General features: G+C 41.5%; 17 protein-coding genes, 1 pseudogene and 1 riboswitch. Of the genes and pseudogenes, 9 read left to right on the top strand and 9 right to left on the bottom strand.

The window, feature by feature from the left end; translation table 11 throughout:
• Positions 1-458 precede the first annotated feature (458 nt).
• The 7 genes from ACWF5P_RS12110 to ACWF5P_RS12080 all read left to right on the top strand — a co-directional run bounded on the left by ACWF5P_RS12110 (position 459) and on the right by ACWF5P_RS12080 (position 5,923).
• Positions 459-779: a hypothetical protein gene (locus ACWF5P_RS12110; protein WP_434168427.1), complete on the top strand. Its 321-nt coding sequence runs from the start codon at positions 459-461 to the stop codon at positions 777-779.
• Between the two features lie 77 nt (positions 780-856).
• Positions 857-1,429 (top strand): VanZ family protein, encoded by a 573-nt coding sequence (locus tag ACWF5P_RS12105; protein WP_434168426.1) that lies wholly within the window; start codon positions 857-859, stop codon positions 1,427-1,429.
• Positions 1,430-2,036: 607 nt separating this feature from the next.
• The gene (locus ACWF5P_RS12100) at positions 2,037-2,600 is read left to right on the top strand and encodes a tyrosine-type recombinase/integrase (protein WP_101224891.1); all 564 of its coding nucleotides are present in this window, start codon (positions 2,037-2,039) and stop codon (positions 2,598-2,600) included.
• 52 nt (positions 2,601-2,652) lie between these two features.
• Complete coding sequence (locus ACWF5P_RS12095; protein WP_101224892.1) at positions 2,653-3,150, top strand: cation:proton antiporter regulatory subunit; 498 nt, start codon at positions 2,653-2,655, stop codon at positions 3,148-3,150.
• A gap of 6 nt (positions 3,151-3,156) precedes the next feature.
• Positions 3,157-4,383 carry a cation:proton antiporter gene (locus ACWF5P_RS12090; RefSeq protein WP_230177854.1) on the top strand — a complete coding sequence of 409 codons (1,227 nt, stop codon included), beginning with the start codon at positions 3,157-3,159 and terminating at the stop codon, positions 4,381-4,383.
• 107 nt (positions 4,384-4,490) lie between these two features.
• Complete coding sequence (locus ACWF5P_RS12085; protein WP_434168425.1) at positions 4,491-4,934, top strand: hypothetical protein; 444 nt, start codon at positions 4,491-4,493, stop codon at positions 4,932-4,934.
• Between the two features lie 122 nt (positions 4,935-5,056).
• Positions 5,057-5,923 (top strand): YihY/virulence factor BrkB family protein, encoded by an 867-nt coding sequence (locus ACWF5P_RS12080; protein WP_101224894.1) that lies wholly within the window; start codon positions 5,057-5,059, stop codon positions 5,921-5,923.
• A gap of 62 nt (positions 5,924-5,985) precedes the next feature.
• Here ACWF5P_RS12080 and ACWF5P_RS12075 read toward each other — a convergent pair whose 3' ends face one another.
• The 4 genes and pseudogenes from ACWF5P_RS12075 to ribE all read right to left on the bottom strand — a co-directional run bounded on the left by ACWF5P_RS12075 (position 5,986) and on the right by ribE (position 9,390).
• Positions 5,986-7,152: a DHH family phosphoesterase gene (locus ACWF5P_RS12075; protein WP_434168424.1), complete on the bottom strand. Its 1,167-nt coding sequence runs from the start codon at positions 7,150-7,152 to the stop codon at positions 5,986-5,988.
• 394 nt (positions 7,153-7,546) lie between these two features.
• Positions 7,547-8,017 (bottom strand): 6,7-dimethyl-8-ribityllumazine synthase, encoded by a 471-nt coding sequence (gene ribH, locus ACWF5P_RS12070; RefSeq protein WP_048685088.1) that lies wholly within the window; start codon positions 8,015-8,017, stop codon positions 7,547-7,549.
• 77 nt (positions 8,018-8,094) lie between these two features.
• A pseudogene (ribB, locus tag ACWF5P_RS12065) lies at positions 8,095-8,733 on the bottom strand (3,4-dihydroxy-2-butanone-4-phosphate synthase); the annotation flags it as partial.
• Between the two features lie 18 nt (positions 8,734-8,751).
• Entirely contained in the window at positions 8,752-9,390 is a 639-nt protein-coding gene (gene ribE, locus ACWF5P_RS12060) for a riboflavin synthase (RefSeq protein WP_101224897.1), read from the bottom strand.
• A gap of 145 nt (positions 9,391-9,535) precedes the next feature.
• A riboswitch (FMN riboswitch) is annotated at positions 9,536-9,666 on the bottom strand.
• A gap of 202 nt (positions 9,667-9,868) precedes the next feature.
• Between ribE and ACWF5P_RS12055 the strand changes: the two genes are divergently transcribed.
• On the top strand, positions 9,869-10,606 hold the full coding sequence (locus ACWF5P_RS12055) for a TspO/MBR family protein (protein ID WP_452444902.1): 738 nt from the start codon (positions 9,869-9,871) through the stop codon (positions 10,604-10,606).
• Here ACWF5P_RS12055 and megL read toward each other — a convergent pair.
• The 4 genes from megL to putP form a co-directional block, all read right to left on the bottom strand.
• Positions 10,603-11,778 (bottom strand): methionine gamma-lyase, encoded by a 1,176-nt coding sequence (gene megL / locus ACWF5P_RS12050; RefSeq protein ID WP_434168422.1) that lies wholly within the window; start codon positions 11,776-11,778, stop codon positions 10,603-10,605. The genes ACWF5P_RS12055 and megL overlap by 4 nt on opposite strands.
• 212 nt (positions 11,779-11,990) lie before the next feature.
• Positions 11,991-13,127, bottom strand: a complete 1,137-nt coding sequence (locus tag ACWF5P_RS12045; RefSeq protein WP_101224899.1) for a DEAD/DEAH box helicase — start codon at positions 13,125-13,127, stop codon at positions 11,991-11,993.
• Positions 13,128-13,174: 47 nt separating this feature from the next.
• A complete protein-coding gene (locus ACWF5P_RS12040; RefSeq protein WP_434168421.1) occupies positions 13,175-14,500 on the bottom strand; it encodes an ATP-binding protein in 1,326 nt (441 codons plus the stop codon).
• 114 nt (positions 14,501-14,614) lie between these two features.
• Positions 14,615-16,084: a sodium/proline symporter PutP gene (putP, locus tag ACWF5P_RS12035; RefSeq protein WP_434168420.1), complete on the bottom strand. Its 1,470-nt coding sequence runs from the start codon at positions 16,082-16,084 to the stop codon at positions 14,615-14,617.
• Positions 16,085-16,235: 151 nt separating this feature from the next.
• Between putP and ACWF5P_RS12030 the strand changes: the two genes are divergently transcribed.
• Positions 16,236-18,284 carry a molybdopterin oxidoreductase family protein gene (locus ACWF5P_RS12030; protein WP_434168419.1) on the top strand — a complete coding sequence of 683 codons (2,049 nt, stop codon included), beginning with the start codon at positions 16,236-16,238 and terminating at the stop codon, positions 18,282-18,284.
• 406 nt (positions 18,285-18,690) lie between these two features.
• On the opposite strand, the gene ACWF5P_RS12025 is transcribed toward ACWF5P_RS12030, so the two are convergent.
• The gene (locus ACWF5P_RS12025; RefSeq protein WP_434168418.1) at positions 18,691-20,211 is read right to left on the bottom strand and encodes an aldehyde dehydrogenase family protein; all 1,521 of its coding nucleotides are present in this window, start codon (positions 20,209-20,211) and stop codon (positions 18,691-18,693) included.
• Positions 20,212-20,231: the final 20 nt, after the last annotated feature.

The raw sequence follows: 20,231 nt of genomic DNA, 5'->3' as shown, positions 1-20,231 counted from the left end.
CACCTTAATTTCTTTACTACCAAAATTGTATGCTGATAAATAACATAGTGATTATGTAAAAGATTGTTTTTTCATGGTTATACCTCAACTCGATAAACTTGATTTATCTGCGTTACAACCACTTCCTTTAATACATCTGTTGTTCATTAACTTACAATCATTATTCACCATGAACTTTAAAATAAAATTAAATATTCAAACATCATTTCACCATTTATTTCTTTATACTATTTTTCTTTTCTGAAACAGAACACTTCAAAATTGAGACGTAAATTGTGGATATTTACGATACTATAGTCCTTGTTAACAAATAGGTAATATGTGGTCACATATAAAAAAACTGAAAGGGTGTAATTATTGAAAACTAAATTATTTTCAGTTTCAGTGATATGTATATTATCAATTATAATAGCAATGCCCTCTTTTGCTTTTGCAGCAACTAACCTTATAGCTTTACAATGAATCTTCGTATAGTTGATGGAAGTAAAAACGGTCAATATTTTAAATTAAATAAAGGAACTGCAAAATTAAGTGGTACACATTATCAATATAGCTCTGACACTAGCCCTGTAGGTCCTAACCCCATAACTTATCAATTATGGAATAAGACCTCAGGTAACAGTTTTGGTACAATAAAAGCTACACCTAATAAAAATGGTACTTCTTCTAGTGTGTCAGGTAGCTATTCTGGTCTAGGTGGGGGTACTAAGTATTATTTGCAAATTTTTAGAGTTGATGACGGTAGAAATATAAAAGGTTCAGGAAAAATATCAAATTAAACAACTGGAAAGAGCTTATAATTCTTTATAAGTTCTTTCTTTATTAAGATAATATTTTTACGATAGGAGTCTCTAAAATGGTTTATCATTTCAGCGGTTGGATTCTTTACAGTTTTATAATTTTATATATCATTTTGGCACTAATACTAAAATTAAGTTTCAAAAAAAGTTATACCTATCTTTTATTCTATACAATTATGTATGTTTATTTATGTAATGTTATAAACCTCACTCAATTTCCCATTTATGTAGATGATGATCAAAGAGAAGCGTTTGGGGGGCAAAATGTTTGGAGAGAAATGAATTTAATCCCATTTAAATATGAATTTACCAAATTGAGCTTTTTTAATATTTTAATGACTGTCCCACTAGGCTTTGGATTACCCTTCTTATTTAGAGCCTCATTTAAGAAAATTTTAATAGCTGGTGTATTAACTGGAATAGTTCTCGAATCAGGTCAACTACTAACAGCTTTATATGCAGGATATACTTTTAGATTTGTTGATATTGATGATGTAATCTTTAATATATCAGGGACATTATTAGGATACTTCATTTTATTTAAGTTATTTAAATTAATGTTTCATATCCTTGTGAGAAAGTGGCATATAAAGTTTAATTCCATAGTTAAACATATCAATAATACATAATAACGATTTATCCTGTGAAAAACGCCATTTCAAATCGTTATCCGACTACACAGACACGGGTATGATGAAGCATCATCAGCGGGTCTCTATTTGGCATGAGAATTCAAGGAGCAACAGCCATTTTCGCAGTCAACCTCAAACGAATTTTCACGAAAATCAAAGCAGAAAAGTAACTAAATATGAAAGAAATAGATCACTTCCTGTTCATTATCGTACAGGAAGTGATCTATTTTTGTTAAAAAAACAATAACTCATTTAAAACCTTTAGTTTTTCAGCAGCCTCGCTGAAAGCCGATGCGGCTCCCGTACCGCCTCTGGAAAGCTTAGTGCCTCTCGTTACAACCACGCCCACATTGTACAAGCCATAAAAAAATGTAGACAAACCCCTTTTTGCTTTTAAAAGAAACTGATATATTTTCACTTGATTGTGTAGAGAATAAGAAAAGGCTTTTTTTGGTTCAACAGTACTTTGCTTTTTGGAGAAGCCTTAATAGGACTTAATAGGACTTAATAGGACTTAATAGGACTTAATAGGACTTAACGCATGCAATGTTACATAACTTGTGTTATAATATAATTATGTTACATTGGTAAGAGGAGAAGATCTATGGAATATGTAGAAGCCTTTAAGGATATCAATCAAATCAGCAAAATAAAAACATACTTACGCTCTCACTCCAGTCGGGATTATTTATTGTTTGTACTCGGCATCAATACAGGTATGAAGATAAATGAAATGCTCGAAATCACCGTCGCCAGCGTTCTGGATGAAACTGGAAAAATAAAGGAGTTCTATGAGCAGCGTACGGAAAATGACGAAGTAAACCAAATTTATTTGAACCTGAAAGTCCGTACCGCCTTACAAGAATACCTTAAAGGCTCAAAGGTTATCGAAGGTCAATTTTTATTTCTTTCCCCTAAGACAAAAAAGCCGATCACACGTCAACAGGCTCACCGAATCATACATGATGCTGTGGAAGGTGCAGGGCTGACAGGCAAATTCGGAGCAAGTTCGATGCGTAAAACTTTTGGCTACCATGCCTATAAACAAGGAGTGTCACTGGCATTGATACAGAAGCATTACCATCATTCCAGTCCATCGGAGACATTAAAATACATCGGCATATCGAAGGAGAAGAAATTCAAGACGAATATTGACGTTAACTTATAAACATTCTGCTATCTTCTATTAACTCTAACCAACATTTTAAGGAGGAATTCCAGTGAGAATTAGAGAAAGTGAACTTCCTGGTATTGGCCAAAAATTTGAAATCATAACAAGAAATGATGAAAAGTTAGTAATCGTCATTCATGATGACGGCCGTCGGGAATTATACCATTTTGATAATGAACATGAGGACGTCATATCGAGCATCACCCTTAACGATCAGGAATCACGGCAAATGGCTTCCATCATAGGCGGCATGGTTTATAAACCGCAAGCACTTGAAACGATTGAAATGTCATTGGGTGACTTGGTGATTGAATGGTTCAAAGTCGAACCAGGTTCAAAGGCCATCAATCAAACGATCGGTGCGATTGATATCAGGAGCAATTATAACGTGACCGTCATCGCCCATTCTAAAAAAGGAAAAAAACAACTGAATAATCCTGGTCCTGACTCCATCATCGAAACAGGCGACACCCTTGTGATATCCGGTGAAAGAAAAGATATCCGAAACCTCACAAGAGAATTATTGACCGACGAAAGGAGTGACTAAGCTCATATGGACCATTTAGTCTTTGAAGTGGGAACTGCCCTACTTCTAGTGGCATTAGCCGCTCTCGTAGCAGGTAAATTCAAAATATCGAATGTTCCACTATTAATTATCATCGGGATGCTCGTTGGCCCCCATGCCCCGCACTTCGGATTAATTGACCTGCGTTTCATCGAAAGCGATGAAATCATAGCATTCCTCGGTCGGGTCGGTATTTTATTCCTTCTGTTTTACCTAGGGCTTGAATTTTCCGTCAAAAAGCTCATGAAATCCGGAAAAAATATCGTGACAGGCGGAACCTATTACATTTTAATCAACGTGGGAATGGCCTTGCTTTACGGTTTCCTGCTCGGTCTTCCATTGAAAGAGGTTCTGATATTAACCGGGATCATCAGTTTTTCTTCAAGTGCCATTGTGGCAAAGGTGCTTGTGGACCTTAAAAGGACCGGTAACAATGAAACGGAGCTAATCCTTGGCATCATCATGTTTGAAGATATCTTCCTCGCTGTTTATTTATCAGTCGTATCCGGATTGGTATTAAGCTCTTCTGGTTCCGTTTGGGGAACATTACTTTCTACATTTATCGCGATTGGGTATATGCTGATATTTTTCGTTATCGCCCGGAAAGCATCTGGGGTCCTTAACAAATTATTCAATATATCCTCCGATGAGATTTTTATCATCGTCGTGTTCGCATTACTATTCTTCATTGCCGGTTTCTCGGAAACGATTCATGTTGCGGAAGCCATTGGTGCATTACTGCTCGGCCTAGTCTTTTCTGAAACTGAACATAGCGACAGAATCGAGAAACTTGTCATTCCCTTTCGAGACTTCTTCGGGGCCATATTTTTCTTCAGCTTTGGCTTGAGTATCGATCCGACTACCCTTGGCGGAGCTGTCTGGATGGTTCTTGGTGCCGTCATCATCACCATAATCGGTAACTTTGCAGCTGGTATGATTGCCGGACGCAAATCCGGTTTATCTCACAGAGCTTCCGCAAACATCGGTTTAACGATCGTTTCACGCGGCGAATTCTCCATCATTTTAGCCAACTTAGGCATTGCCGGCGGTTTAATGCCTATACTAACCCCGTTTGCGGCACTTTATGTTTTAACCTTAGCGATTCTTGGGCCGATCCTTACCAAAGAATCCAAACACATCTATAATATCCTAAATAAAGTATTCAAATGGACCTCTCCGAAGGTTCAGAAGGAACAGGGAAAAGAAGTGCAATAGAGAAAAACGGCCAGACCGCAATGTCTGGCCGTTTTTGTGTTTACCTTTTATAATCCCATTCCATAATTTACCTGATGATAATATACTTGAAAAAGGGGGCATAAATCATGAATCTTTCTTTAAAAAGAGCCATTAGTTATTTAACATACCTAGTAGTAGTGTTGGGCGTATTATTCATAGGCTTGAAATATGAACAGCACCTATTTACAGTTAGTCGCGAAACTTACGAGATTAAGGGATACTTGCTGTACGAATCTTCACTCCCAGTTTTCCTAGGCATGATACTTGCCATTCCCCGACTTCTGCAAAACTTTTCAAAAAAAGGGCATTGGAAAGTGAATTGGCTAAGGTTGGTCATCCTTGGCTTGCCCTTTCTTTACCTATCCATCATTCCGATTTTGTACTTTACTGGAGCATTTAAACTTGATTTGCCTCTCTCCAAATTTGTTTTTGGTTATTTCGGAGCTAATGGTTCAACCATGTTACTTTCGATCACCGGAGTAGTTGCAGGCTATATCCTTGTCACAAGCTTCTACAAGCTCGCGGAATAGAAATGAAAGGAAATTCTTTTTTAGGAAGCGCCTTTTAATTTCTTTTCTTTTGAGGATTAACTTACAGTAACAGAGGGAAAAGAAGCAGATAACCTAAGTAACTATTCAGGAGTGATGCCCAGATGAATAAGTCGATAAAATTTTCAAAGAAACTGATTAAAGAAATAAAGGAAGATCGTGTGACCGGACTGGCAGCAGAACAAGCTTATTACTATCTACTGGCACTATTCCCTTTGCTCATTTTACTGCTGTCCTTATTACCTTATCTGAACATCGATATTCAGACTGCCCTTGACACGATAAAAACCTTCATGCCTGCGGAAACGATGGAAGTCATCGAGAAAAATATCATTAACATATTATCTGAACGGAACGGAGGCTTACTGACTTTTGGTTTCCTTGGCACCATATGGTCCGCTTCCAATGGAATGAATGCGTTCATCCATTCCATGAATATCGCCTATGATGTTGAAGAAACAAGGAATTTCATTAAAGCCCGCTTCATTTCCATTGCATTGACATTAGGACTGGTTGTGGCATTCATCGTCATGTTGGGTCTCCCCGTTTTCGGAAAAGTGATCATCGATTTATTACAGCAAGTCATTCCGATCCCTGAAGAAACGCAAATAATATTCAGCTTTTTACGGTGGGTTATCGCGGTTGTGGTCATATCACTTGTCCTGACCTTTTTATATCGCTTTGCACCGAATAAAAGTTTTCCCATTAAACATGTCATCCCTGGGGCAGTTACCGCAACTGTACTTTGGCTAGGAATATCACTTGGATTTTCATTCTATGTCAGTAATTTTGCCAACTATTCTTCCACTTACGGCAGTTTAGGAGGCGTCATCATCTTGATGCTATGGCTGTATTTGAGTGGTCTGATTTTTGTGATCGGCGGAGAAATCAATGCAATTCTTCATCGCCAAAACTCCATTCCAAAAAAACCCTCCCGCACGATCGTCCATCCTGTCCCGCTTAAAAGATAAAATCATGAATTACGACAAAAGATAGAAAAGCGGCTGTCCCATTCGGACAGCCGCTTTCGTATTCATCCTTTATTGACAAACTCTTCATATCTTTCATCATGGGCCAGCCATGCAGCGTATTTCCGCTTCATGTATTTTTCCGCTTCCACAAATGTATCGAATGTTTTTTTCTGTTGTTTTCCGTTGATTTCAACAATCCATTGCTCTTCTTCATCTTCATAGATGAATATGTCATGTTTGTCTCTCGTTGAATATAGGCAGCCCTCTGGGGATTCCTTTACATTCAGTTGATTCTTATGTGCGTCTCGTTTAAGGGGCTCGGCAAAGAAGGTCTTTTCGACATATTGGCTATACGCCTTTTCGGACATGGTACAACCTGCCGCTTTTTGGTGGCCGCCTCCATCGTACTTGCCAGCAACTTCAGAAACATCAATATCGTCGTGAATTGTCCGGAAGCTGATTCTTTTACTTCCAACCATCAGGATCGCTATATAATCAAGATGCGAGAACTCTTTCGACAGTTCATTACCCAATTCTGAGTGATATGACTCTGCATGGACCACACCAGCTGTATGGGGACCGACCGTAGCCTGATAGACTTCTCTTTTTTTCCTGTTTATGTACCGATCTACCCGACTCTCTTCAACATTCAGAAGGGTTTGCTCCACTTCGTCAAAAGTAAAACTTTCAGCCGTAGACAGCTTATTTGCAATTTTCATTTCGAATTCCTCTATCGGAATCATGAAAAACAGGTCATTCAATCGTTTTGCCGTTGTATTTTTATTGACTTCCCATTCCCAAGTATCGTATTGTCGGACCAATTCAACGAATTCAGCGACAATGCTTGAAGGTTCCAGGTATTTATTTTCAACTGCATACTGATAGAATAATGATGTCGCTGCCGTCTGTTTACCATCTTCCTGTTCGACAGTTACAGATGCCCAATCATGTTCGTTCAAATGCAATGCTGACTTATGATGATCGATCAGCAGCGCTTTGCCTCCATCTTCTACAAACTGAGTAATCATTTTTTCGTTATCTTCATCAACCGATAGATCAGTAACGATCAATGTATCTTCAAGCTTGGCCTGCTCAAGAAATGCTCCTACGTTCTGATTAAGGCGACCAATTGAATTATAACTTACCACTACTTCTTCTCCGAAGGCCAGCTTAGCTATAATGCCGCAGCCGACTCCATCTAAATCATTATGTGTAAAGAGATGGTACACACAAACCCCTCCTAGTAACTAATAAATTTACTTTTCCCTAAAGACATGAATTTCAATTGCAATCTTTACAATTGTAGCATAATCATATCCGCATATTTTATCATGCTTCCATTACGTGATGCTTTTGTTCGTTTTTTTTTTCGAAAAATCCCCTGATGATTCTTTATTTTCCATAATTTATAACGTCCATTACTTTGAAGTCGAGGTTTTTCCATTGAAGAGGTTGCTGTGAGTGGTGAAGATCAGCATTCACTAATCGATCAAATGGCTAGGAATTTTACGAACTTTGAAGAATTGCTTAATGGTTTAAAAAGCCAGACCCAATCCGACAAATGATCCGGTACATCAAAAAAAGCCGCAGGGACGTTATTCCCTGCGGCTTCCTTATACCAAATCACTGTTCAATCAATTTTCCAAGGTTGGCCATTTCAATTGCACTAACGGCCGCTTCATAGCCTTTGTTACCTGATTTTGTTCCTGCACGTTCAATCGCTTGTTCAATATTTTCAGTTGTCAGCAAACCGAAGATAACCGGTACACCCGTTTCCAAGGAAACGGAAGCCATGCCTTTAGCCGCTTCATTACAGACATAATCATAATGTGAAGTGGCACCCCTGATTACCGTTCCAAGACCGATTACCGCATCATATTTACCTGTATTCACAAGTTTTTTTGCAATTAACGGTAGTTCAAAAGCACCCGGGACCCAAGCGATGTCAACATCATTCTCATCAACGCCATGACGCTTAAGGCCATCCAATGCCCCTCCTAAAAGCTTGCTTGTGATAAACTCATTAAATCTTCCTACCACGATACCGACTTTCAATCCTGATCCGATTAATTGTGCTTCAATAGTTTTCCCCATGTCCAATTCCTCCTAATTTTAAAAAACAATATAATTTTTTGTTCTGTAAGATGTAATTACTTAAATCCTCAAGCTTTCGGGATGTTCAGTTCAAGCTCCTGGTTCCCGATAGTATCATTTTGTTGAAGATACCGAATCAAATCGGCTATCGTAATGAACTTCAGGTTGAATTTATCAGCGATGACTTCTAAATCGGATACCCGGGCCATCGATCCATCTTCATTCATGATTTCACAAATGACACCAGCTGGAGCGGCACCGCATAACTTCGCCAAGTCCACCGATGCCTCTGTATGTCCCGCCCTCCTTAATACGCCGCCTTCTTTTGCGACTATCGGAAAAGTGTGACCAGGCCTTTGGAAATCTTCAGCGACCGAATCTTCATTAAGAAGCTCAAGGATGGTTAAGGACCTTTCAAAAGCACTGATTCCTGTAGAGGTGCTTTTATGATCGACACTTACCGTAAAAGCAGTGCCATGATGATCGGTATTTTCTCCAACCATAGGATGCAGTTTCAATTTCGCTGCCAGTTCTTCAGTGATGGTTGTACATATCAAACCACGTCCATGAGTCGCCATGAAATTAATCGCTTCCGGTGTCGCCTTTTCGGCCAGCACTACAAAATCCCCTTCATTTTCACGGTCTTCATCATCGGATACGATTACTACCTTGCCTGCCTTCAAATCTTCTATCGCTTCTTCTATTGTATGGAACATCATTACACCGCCCTTTTATTAGAATCCATGCTCTGCCAAAAACTCTAAATTCAGTCCTGGTTTTGGATTGCCATTTTTCATTTGATGTATTATATATTTCCCTATCATGTCGTTTTCGATGTTAACGATATCGCCAGCCGCTTTTTGTCCCAATATGGTGTCCTGATGAGTCAATGGAATCAGTGATACAGTCAATAGGTTCCTTTCGATCCCAAATATCGTCAAGCTCGTTCCATCAATGGCCACGGATCCTTTTGGAATGCAAAAGGCACTGAGCCCCTCTTCCAATTGGATTACATAATAAACGGCATTTTCTTTCCGTTCTTTTTTGATGATCGTTCCGGTTCCGTCGATATGACCTGAAACAAAATGACCGCCAAACCTTCCCTGTGCACTCATGGCTCGTTCAAGATTCACAGGTGATCCCAATTTCAATGTCCGTATCGAGGAAGCTTTGACCGTTTCCGGCATCACGTCGACCGTAAACAAACTTTTAGTGAAGGACGTTACCGTTAAGCAGACCCCGTTTACTGAAATACTATCCCCCAGATGAACATCTTCAAGGATTTTTTCAGAACGAATCGATAACTCCATACTGCTTTTTCCTTTGTTCATGGAATGAACGGTACCGATATCCTCAATGATTCCCGTAAACATGTTTTTCCCCCTTTTATAAAATATAAAAAACCCCTTAGGATGACCTAAGGAGTTAGCAGGAGAAATGAGTGAAAAAATTGTATACCTAAAAAGCCTAACATTTTCATTTTTGAAAAATTAGGCGTACGTATACACTTGGGTTCCACACGTCCTTCTCCCATCCAGACTTTACTGTCGGCTTTGGAATCTCACCAAATCCTGCCTTTAACAGGCTCGCGGGCTTAGAATTTCTTCATCACCGCCGGTTGGGATTTTCACCCGACCCCGAAGGACTAAAATAATATGAATCTTTGAATATTTTATCACCATAAAGTGAAGATGTAAAATTTCTAACCTTAAATGGTTCAATTGTTACAGAAACTTCCTCTCTTTATGGAAAAACGACCTCCAAAGTCCCCGATGTGCTCCAAAGAGGTTAATCAGGCTAAATATGTGGAATAGGGTTAGAGGATCACAATTCATATAAGGAGGAAGCCTTATGCTTATTTCCATCATCAACTTGATTTTCTATCTGTTCGTCGTCACGATGAATTTTTCAGCTAATTACCTGCCATTGAACGGCCAGACATCAGGAGAGATTTCCGATAAACTTGATGTCCTTTTCACTCCTGCAGGATATGTATTTTCCATATGGGGCTTGATCTATTTCCTGCTCGCCATCTGGGTATTCAGGCAGTTTTTAAGCAAACACCAAAACAGCCCTGCTTATAAGGCATCCTTCCCTTGGTTCGCTTTAAGCTGTGTCTTGAATGGCGCTTGGCTTTTGGCTTGGCACTATGAGCACTTTTTGTTATCCGTATTCATTATCATTGCTCTTTTGGCTACTTTAATGGTCATTTATACTAACGTAAAAAAAGTGAAGCATGAGTCTTTCGACCTATTTCCGTTTTCCGTTTATACAGGCTGGGTAAGTGTTGCAACGATCGCTGACATTTCTTATTACCTCACGTATATCAAATGGGACGGTTTTGGGGTTTCCAGTTCAACCTGGACGATCGTCCTGCTGATTGCAGCAACAATCCTGGCTTTTGTCTTTGCAGGTAAAAACCGGGATTGGTGCTATCCTCTCGTATTCGTTTGGGCGTTCATAGGCATCGGGATACGAAATAGCTCCGCCTATCCGGTAATTACGGACATTTCTTATATACTGGCTGTCATCACTTTTATCGTATCCATCACCATCTTCATTAAAAGTAGAAGGAATATGGTAGCCTAAAATGCTTGCTGAAGATCTTGCCAGACATCCTGCCAAGCTTCTAGGCCAACTGAGAGACGGACCAGCTGGTCACTGATGCCCATTTGTTTCCGTGAATCATCAGGAACTGCAGAGTGCGTCATGGTAGCGGGATGCTGGATCAATGTTTCGGCATCCCCAAGACTTACGGCAATTTTGATTAGTTTCAATTTATTTAGGAATTCCTGTGCATCCTGTTTTGTGCCATGCAATTCGAAAGAGATAAGGCCGCCGCCATGTTTCATCTGTTTTTGCATTATATAATGATCCGGTGAAGCTTCATCACCTGGATAATATACCTTTTTCACTTTTGGATGTTTCTTAAGTTCATGAAAGATTTCCATTGCATTGGCCGAATGACGGTCCATCCTGACAGGCAAGGTCTTTAACCCCCGCAATAGTAACCAGGCATCGAAAGGTGAAATGATTCCACCGATATCCTTCTGTGTAGTCCCTGCTACCTGATTCATGAATTCCTTCTTACCTACGACAAGTCCTGCAACGACATCCCCATGCCCGCAAAGATATTTAGTAGCGCTATGAAGGACGATATCACAGCCATACTCAAGCGGTCTCTGTAGATATGGCGTCGAAAACGTATTATCCACTACGACCGTCACATTATGTTCCTTCGCAACTTTCACCACCATCTGTAAATCAATCATTTTCATTGTCGGATTGATCGGGGTTTCTACATAGATGCAGGTCGTTTCAGGCCGAATCATTTTCCTTACCTGTTCTTCTGTATCCATCTCACAAAAATCATGAGTGATGCGGTATTTATTTTTCATAAGCTGCAGAAGGCCAAATGTACAACCATATAACCCCTGTGAGCATAGGATATGATCATCTGTTTTCGTTAACGCAAAAAGCACAGCTGAAACGGCGGCCATGCCTGAACCGAAAGCAAGGCCAGCTTCCCCGCCTTCCAAAGCGGCAATCTTTTCTTCAAGCACATGTACCGTTGGATTTCCAAGTCGTGAATATATATATCCATCTTCCATACCGGCGAAACGCCTCTCCCCTTGCTCGGCATTTTCGAAAGTGAATGTTGAGGTTTGAAATAAGGGTGTTGCCAAGCTTCCTAAATGCTTCTTTGAGTCATATCCTTCATGGATGACTGCCGTTTCAAACTTTTTATACTTTCCTGTCATACCGTCTCCTCCTAACCTATGTCTATTGCTATCATATGTCAAAAACCTATATAAAGGAAGCGTTTTCATTCATGGTCATCACCTATAAATGAACCCCTGAATTTAGTAAAGATGATATGATTTCCGTAGGGCAATAGATGAACAAGTTCAGATGGATTTACCCGGGCATTCGTAAAAAAGGGACAGCCGCCATGGCCGTCCCTTTTTCCGAATCATTCATCGACTACGATGTTTCCACCATAGAAGGTTACTCTCGTTAATGGCAGCTCTAGTTCACGAGCCATTTTTTTCAACTCTCGCTCTTCTCTTTCCGTTACGATTGAAATGACAGTGCCATCTGCACCTGCACGCCCAGTTCTACCCGATCTATGGATATATTGTTCGATGTTGTCAGCCATATCAATATGAACGACCGCAGTAAGGCCTTTTATATCTAGCCCCCTTGCCGCTACATCCGTTGCTATCAGCATCGGGGATTTTCCGGAACGAAGCTTGCGCAGCGCTTTCTCCCTGTCGACCTTATTGGATTCGCCGTGAAGCACGCCCATTTCAATACCTTTATAGCTCAGCTTTTCATGTAAGACGCTCAGCTCTGCTATATCATTCAGGAAGGCAAGGGCCTTCACATCTTTAAGTCTTGTGATTTTCTCTAGAATCTTGGACTTTTCCCGTCTCTCAACAACAAAGTAAAGATGGTCCACCTTTGATTCCATTTTTTCATGCTTATCAACCTTGATCATTTCGGGTTCATTCATGAATCCCCTGGCCGCTTTTTCCGTTTCCTCCGGCAGGGTCGCTGAAAACACCATGATTTGCCGGTCTTTTAGCGTTGTTTTGATAATATTATTGATCGTTCCCATATGCTCCGGAGTGATCAATTGGTCACCTTCATCAAGTACTATCGTCTTAACTTCGTGCATTTTCAATTTCTTTTGGGCAATCAATTCGTAAATCCGTCCCGGTGTTCCAGCAATCACCTGTGGACGCTTCTTCAGTTTGTCCAATTGCCTTTTCACATTTGCACCACCGATGAATGCTGCGCCCGTAATGCCGCTTCCCTCTGACCAAATGCGAATTTCTTCATTGATTTGCATGACCAGTTCTCGTGATGATGCCAAAATCAAAGCTTGGGGCGATTTTTTTTCAGGATCTATCTTTTCCAGCAATGGCAGTAAATATGCTAATGTTTTCCCTGTACCTGTCGGTGATTCGGCCATGATATCTTTTCCCTCGACAATCACGGGAATTGCTTTCGTTTGAATCGGGGTAAGTTGTCCGAATCCGGACTTTTTCCAGACCTCTTGTATATATGGTTTTCTATCGTTTATTAATGCGGGTAATTCGCTCATATCGTTCTCCTTTAATATAAAACTTTTCCTATCTTTCATAGTACCATTTATTCTTGTCCAGTAGCCAACGGAATGCGAATTGTAACCGTCGTCCCTTTGTTTATCTCACTTTCAAAATCCATTTCCCCCTGAAGGCGGTGAACGATCTTCCGGCAAATTGCAAGCCCGATCCCTGTGCCCTTTTCCTTCGTTGAGTAAAAAGGCTCACCAATCCGTTCAAGACGCTCGGGCCCCATTCCCACGCCATTATCACTCACGCTGACTACAGCTTGTCCATCGATGATTTGCAGTGAAATTTCAATTTCGCCATTATCCTTTATCGCTTCAATGCTGTTCTTTATGATATTGATTACCAACTGTTTAAGTTCAATTGAATCAGCCATAATATAAATCGGTTCGGCAGTTTTAACCCTGAATCCCATTTCGATATTATTCAAATTCGTTTCTGCCTTCATCAACGTGAAAACCTGCTGTAAACAGTCGGCAAGATCGATCCTGCGAAATGCGACATCCTGTTTCTTCCCAAGAACCAAAAGTTCGCTTGAGATAATATTGATTCGGTCAATTTCCTTCAACATTATATCGGAATGCTGCGGGTTTACTTCCTGGGTCATATCCATTAACTGTACGAATCCTTTTAACGATGTAAGTGGGTTCCTTATCTCATGTGCGACGGCGGCAGCCAGATGTCCGATAACAGATAGCTTTTCAGACATGATCATCAATTCCTCTTCGCGCCGCAATTCAGTAATATCCCTAACGATTGCATATACCCCTAGCATTTCCGCGTGAACGATGATCGGTAAAAAGGTCACACGGATTATCCGTTTTTCATCACTGCTATTCTGGATTGTCGTTTCGAATTTAACAGCCTCCCCTTGAAGGGACTGTAAAAAGAATTCAGATACTTTTTCACTTTCATTCCAGTTGAGGAGATGATTCGCATTCTTGCCTTTCAAATTGTCACTATTATGCCCCAACAGTTTCTCAGCTTCCGGGTTTAGCGAAACTACATTTCCTTCGAGATTCAGCTCAAGGACACAATCCGGGTTATGCTTGAACAGCGACCGATACTGTTCATCCTTCAGAATGAATTCCTGTTGGGACCTCAACATTTTCCCCGTCCAATACCTGATTATGAAGTATAGGAAAAGCCCGGTTATGAAAATGAACATCCAACCTTTGGAATGTTGAAACATTGCATATATCTGAACATCTGCCCTTGCCTGTGTCATAGAGATGTAATCCGTAACGACAATCCATAAGACTCCAATGGTTATATATATAAAAGCCACTTTACATGCAATTTTATGAGATTGGTTCATATTTTTTCCTTTGTATTGTTTTTGGTTTATTATTCCCAAATCACTCAAAAAAAGCCCTCATGTTTTCAACATAAGGACTCTATCGATATTGTACCATATATATTGCAATCATTGTTTTATATAGCTAAAAAATCCAGAGCATTTTAACTGGACCTCCAATGATCAAGAGAGGTTTTTAATGGCTTGATTGAATTCTTCTTCTATATCTTTTGTAGGCTTGGCCGATAATAAGCTGCAAACGATCACCGCTATTGAACCAGCAATGAAACCAGGAATGATTTCGTATACTTCAGCGAACTTATCGATCATATCCCAAACGATCACGGTTGCCGTACCGACAATCATTCCCGCCAGGGCTCCCCATTTCGTCATCCGTTTCCAGTATAGGCTTAATAGAATGACAGGACCGAATGCCGCTCCGAAACCAGCCCATGCATAACCCACCAATTTAAGGATTGTACCGCTTGGATTAAACGCCAATAATAAGGCAATGGCAGATATCGCCAATACACCAAACCGACCTACCAGCACTAATTCCTTATCAGATGCTTTCGGCCGAATGAACTGCTTATAGAAATCATCGGTCAGGGCACTTGCCGATACTAACAGCTGAGATGCAATCGTACTCATGACCGCTGCTAAAATCGCAGCCAACAAAAAGCCTGTAATTAGGGAAGGAAACAGTTCTTTTGCTAAAATGATGAAGACGGACTCAGCATTTTTTCCCCCTAAAGGACTGCTTGTCAGGTTAAAATAAGCAATCCCCACCAACCCGGTGAACATCGCTCCGACGATGGCAAAAATCATCCAGCCCATACCGATTCGCCGTGCGCTTTTCAATTCTTTAACAGATGAAACCGCCATGAATCGAACGATTATATGAGGCTGCCCGAAATAACCAAGCCCCCATGCCAGAAGAGATATGATGCCAATGGTCGATGTTCCTTCAAAAACATGCAATAAATTCGGATTGATCGATTTTATTTCATTGAAGGTGGGATCCCAGCCTCCAATATTTACAATTGTGACAACCGGGACTAGAATTAAGGCTATGAACATAATCGTACCTTGTACGAAGTCCGTCCAGCTAACAGCCAGGAATCCGCCGAATAATGTATAAAGAATAACGACGCTCGCTGTCAGCCAGATGCCCCACCGGTAATCCAAATTGAAAGCCGTGCGGAAAAGCTCACCGCCTGCTACCATGCCTGAAGATGTGTAAAAGGTGAAGAAAATTAAAATGACCGATGCCGATACCACTTTTAAGACCCGGGAGCCATCCTTGAACCGATTTCCCAAGAAGTCGGGAATCGTAATCGAATTACCGGCCAATTCCGTATATGTCCGAAGTCTTGGTGCCACGAATAGCCAGTTTAAATAAGACCCTGCACACAGGCCGACGACAATCCAGCCAGCACTCAATCCGCTTATGTACATTGCACCCGGAAGACCCATCAACAGCCAGCCGCTCATATCGGAAGCACCTGCACTCAATGCAGTTACAGCCGGGCCCAAGTTCCGTCCGCCAAGCATGTAATCGGTTAAATTTGCCGTTTTCCGATAGGCCAAATAACCAATTAACAGCATGCCTGCCATGTATATTCCAATTGATATTATAATTCCGTAATCCAAAAATGAATCCCCCTAGGTTAATTTTTCATCTAGTAAGCTTATCAGAAAAAAAAACATATGTTAAGAAGTTCTTGCACCTTTCACCGATTTCACTTTCAATATAATTAAGAAAATTCATTTTATTAGATTAAATTATAAGGAGGAATACGCCATGCAATCCTATATCAATCATCCAGATGGAGTCTTTCCCTCTGTTTGCTCTCTTGACTGTCCGGATCAATGCGGTTTACTGCTGCACAAAAAAGATGGGAAAATCATTAAAGTTCAAGGAGACCCTGATCATCCAGTCACAAAAGGGAATATTTGCAACAAAGTCCGCAACATGACTGCCCGTCTATATGACCCAAATCGCTTAAAGCAGCCATTAAAGCGCATCGGTCCGAAAGGAGAAGGGAAATTCGCTCCAATCAGCTGGGAAGAGGCCATTGACACAATCACTTCCAAATGGAAAGACCTGATCGATATGCATGGTCCGGAAAGCATACTTCCCTACAGCTTTTACGGAAACATGGGCAACCTTAGCGCTGAAGGAATGGATCGCCGTTTTTTCCACAGGCTCGGTGCAAGCATGCTTGAACGCTCCATTTGTAACGCGGCCGGCTCAGTCGGATACAGCTATACAATGGGTGGTTCATTCGGCACCGACCCAGAAGAAACGATTCATACAAAACTTTTCATCATGTGGGGCATTAACGCTGTGAGCACAAATATGCACCAAGTAACGCTTGCCCAGCAAGCCCGAAAAAACGGGGCCAAAGTAGTGGTCATTGACGTACATAAAAACCAAACAGGCAAGTGGGCGGATTGGTTCATTCCGATTCTGCCTGGTACAGATAGTGCGCTCGCCCTCGGATTAATGCATATCCTATATGCCGAGAATCTAGTCGACCAGGCCTTTCTCGAAGAATACACAGTGGGTGCTGCTGAATTGCGCGAACACGTCCGCCAATATGACCCTGCGACGGTCTCCGCGATCACTGGAGTTCCAATTGATGACTTATATGAATTAGCCAGGATGTACGGCACGACCAGTCCATCATTCGTCCGGATAGGCAATGGCCTGCAGCACCATGACAATGGTGGCATGGCAGTACGCACCATTGCCTGCCTGCCTGCCCTTACCGGCCAATGGATGGCGGAAGGCGGCGGAGCCATCAAAGGGAATTCAGGATATCTCGCGTTTAATACAAATGCCTTAAGACGTCCGGATTTATTGCAAAATAAAGCTACCCGGACCATTAATATGAACCAAATCGGGCAAGCTCTTCTGGAAAAAGAAAACCCGATTCGCTCCATGTTTGTTTACGGCTCCAATCCAGCACTTGTCGCTCCAAATGCAAATAAGGTACAGGAAGGTCTAATGCGGGAAGATCTTTTCACAGTGGTCCATGACCTATTCTTAACCGAAACGGCCATGTTTGCCGACATCGTCCTTCCTGCCACGTCATCTTATGAAACGGAGGATTTTTATAATTCATACTGGCATAATTACGTCCAAATACAAAAACCTGTAGTCGAAAAATATGGCGAATCTAAATCGAATGTTGAATTGTTCAAACTGTTGGCTGTTGGAATGGGATTTGAGGAACAAGCATTTAGAGATTCAGAGGAAGATATGATACGGCAGGCGCTGGATTTTCCCGACAACCCGCATTTGGAAGGCATCACCTATGACTCCCTTTCGAGGAATCAATTTCTCAAAGCCAAAATGCGGCCGATGTTCCCAGGCAAACTCCCGACACCAAGCGGTAAAATCGAACTTTATTCCGAAAGGATGAAGCGGGATGGATACGAGCCTTTGCCAACATATACGCCCATCATTAAAGACAGCGACCTGCCATTTTTATTCATACCGGCACCTAATCACAATTTCTTGAATTCAACCTTTTCTAATAATGCCAAACATATCTCCATGGAAAAGGAACCAAAACTGCACATGAATGCCGCTGATGCCAAAACAATGGGGATAGTACCCGGAGATATCGTTAAAATCTGGAACGATCGCGGTGAATGTTTGCTTACCGCTGCTCCTGGTGAAAATGTATTACCAGGCGTTCTTGTCAGCCAAGGCTTGTGGCAGAATACTCCCGAAACAAAGCAACACATTAATTCCCTTACCCCAGATCGCCTCGCAGATATGGGTAAGGGCGCCGTTTTCTTCTCAGGACGGGTGGATCTTGAAAAAGTCCAACAAAAGTAGATCAACGTTGAGCAATCTTTGAATATACCTGCGATTCTTTGAAATATATCTCCGATTTTTGGAGTTTTATCTGCGATTCCGGCATTTTATCTGCAATTTCGGAGTTTTATCTGCGATTCCGGCATTTTATCTGCAATTTCGGAGTTTTATCTCCGATTCTCGGATTATTTCTCCGATTTCGGAGTTTTATCTCCGATTCCGGCATTTTATCTGCAATTTCCGGAGTTTTTATCTGCGATTCTCGGACTATTTCTCCGATTTCGGAGTTTTATCTGCGATTCCGGCATTTTATCTGCAATTTCGGAGTTTTATCTCGATTTCCCTGAATATATCTCCGATTTCAGAAATATATCTGCGATCTACAAAAAAGGCTGTTCCCTAAGGAACAGCCTTTTCGTCAAGCTATTTACTCTTCATCAAACCAGCCTGTTGGCTGGATATCCAAGTTGTTATTGATTTGCTTCACTTCCGTATAAGCTTCGTAACCGAAAGTTCCCAGTTCGCGTCCATTTCCGCTTTGCTTGAACCCTCCCCAAGGAGCTTCGTTATAAGTTGGGTGATATGAGTTAATCCACGTGATGCCTGCACGCACTTTTTTAATGACACGGTATGCTTTTGCGATATCATTCGTGAACACCGCTCCCGCTAAGCCGTATTTCGTATCATTGGCAAGTCGAAGAGCTTCCGCTTCATCCTTGAATTTTTGAACGACAAGCACCGGCCCAAAAATTTCTTCCTGCACAATCCGCATGTCCGGTGTCGTATCAACAAAAATAGTAGGTTCGACAAAGTAACCTTTATCCATGCCTTCTTCTTTAATTCGATTTCCACCGACGATTAATTTGGCACCTTCTTCTTTTCCGATTTGGATATACGATAATATTTTGTTCATATGGGCTTCTGAAACGATAGGTCCCATCTGGCTGTTTTCATCAGAACCTGAACCTACTTTGATCTTTTTCGCCTTCGCAGTAAGACTTGCAATGAATTGATCGTAAATGGACTCTTCCAATAGTAAACGGGAGCCTGCTGAGCACACTTGTCCTTGATTACAGAAAATCCCGTATAGAGCATAATCAACGGCAGTCTCAAAGTCAGAGTCCGCAAATACGATATTAGGTGATTTCCCGCCGAGCTCCAATGTCACTTTCTTTAGGTTACCCAGTGAAGCCTCCATGATCTTACGACCTGTTGCCGTTCCTCCTGTAAAGGCTACTTTGTCGATTTCGTCATGTTCGGCAATGGCTTGTCCGACAACTGGACCCGCTCCCAAAACAAGGTTTGCGACACCCTTTGGCAATCCGACCTCATCCATGATTTCAAATAGTTTGACCGCTGTCACCGGAGTGATCTCAGATGGTTTGAATACAACGGAATTTCCTGCTGCAAGCGCCGGAGCCAGTTTCCAGGCTGACATCATTAGAGGGAAATTCCATGGAACGATCTGCCCGCATACACCGATCGGTTCCCTAACGACCATCGCTTGCTGGCCGTCAGGAACCTCAAAAGTCTGACCTGTCGGTTTTGTAGCCAATCCTGCATAATATCTAAAACAGGCTGCAGAATCAGCAATATCAAAACGAGCCTCACGCAGCGGTTTCCCATTATCCAATGTTTCCAACGCAGCTAGTTCTTCAGCTTTTTCTTCTATTTTGTCGGCTATTTTGAATAAAATGCGAGCTCTTTCCACTGCAGGAGTGCCCCACCAACCACCTTCATAGAAAGCATATTTTGCTGCCTCGACCGCTGCATCCACATCTTCCTGTGTTCCTTCCGCAGCTTTGGCAATAACTTCACCTGTAGCCGGATTCAATACATCCCTCTTCTCACCTGAAGTCGAATTCACCCATTCCCCATTGATGAACATCTTTAAGTCCAGTGCTCCCGTTCCTTCTTTTTTCTTGTTATTTTGCAAAGTTTCCTGCATGTAATTTCCTCCTCGGTTTT

The organism is Peribacillus sp. NPDC055009, from assembly GCF_053608705.1.
The sequence above is the reverse complement of the archived record's forward strand: the minus strand, read 5'-3'. Positions and strand labels throughout refer to the sequence as shown.

Coding starts and splice junctions, on each gene's coding strand:
- ACWF5P_RS12110 (WP_434168427.1), top strand. CDS start 459: ATGAATCTTCGTATAGTTGATGGAAGTAAAAACGGTCAATATTTTAAA.
- ACWF5P_RS12105 (WP_434168426.1), top strand. CDS start 857: ATGGTTTATCATTTCAGCGGTTGGATTCTTTACAGTTTTATAATTTTA.
- ACWF5P_RS12100 (WP_101224891.1), top strand. CDS start 2,037: ATGGAATATGTAGAAGCCTTTAAGGATATCAATCAAATCAGCAAAATA.
- ACWF5P_RS12090 (WP_230177854.1), top strand. CDS start 3,157: ATGGACCATTTAGTCTTTGAAGTGGGAACTGCCCTACTTCTAGTGGCA.
- ACWF5P_RS12085 (WP_434168425.1), top strand. CDS start 4,491: ATGAATCTTTCTTTAAAAAGAGCCATTAGTTATTTAACATACCTAGTA.
- ACWF5P_RS12080 (WP_101224894.1), top strand. CDS start 5,057: ATGAATAAGTCGATAAAATTTTCAAAGAAACTGATTAAAGAAATAAAG.
- ribH (WP_048685088.1), bottom strand. CDS start 8,017: ATGGGGAAAACTATTGAAGCACAATTAATCGGATCAGGATTGAAAGTC.
- ribE (WP_101224897.1), bottom strand. CDS start 9,390: ATGTTTACGGGAATCATTGAGGATATCGGTACCGTTCATTCCATGAAC.
- ACWF5P_RS12055 (WP_452444902.1), top strand. CDS start 9,869: ATGCTTATTTCCATCATCAACTTGATTTTCTATCTGTTCGTCGTCACG.
- megL (WP_434168422.1), bottom strand. CDS start 11,778: ATGACAGGAAAGTATAAAAAGTTTGAAACGGCAGTCATCCATGAAGGA.
- ACWF5P_RS12045 (WP_101224899.1), bottom strand. CDS start 13,127: ATGAGCGAATTACCCGCATTAATAAACGATAGAAAACCATATATACAA.
- ACWF5P_RS12030 (WP_434168419.1), top strand. CDS start 16,236: ATGCAATCCTATATCAATCATCCAGATGGAGTCTTTCCCTCTGTTTGC.
- ACWF5P_RS12025 (WP_434168418.1), bottom strand. CDS start 20,211: ATGCAGGAAACTTTGCAAAATAACAAGAAAAAAGAAGGAACGGGAGCA.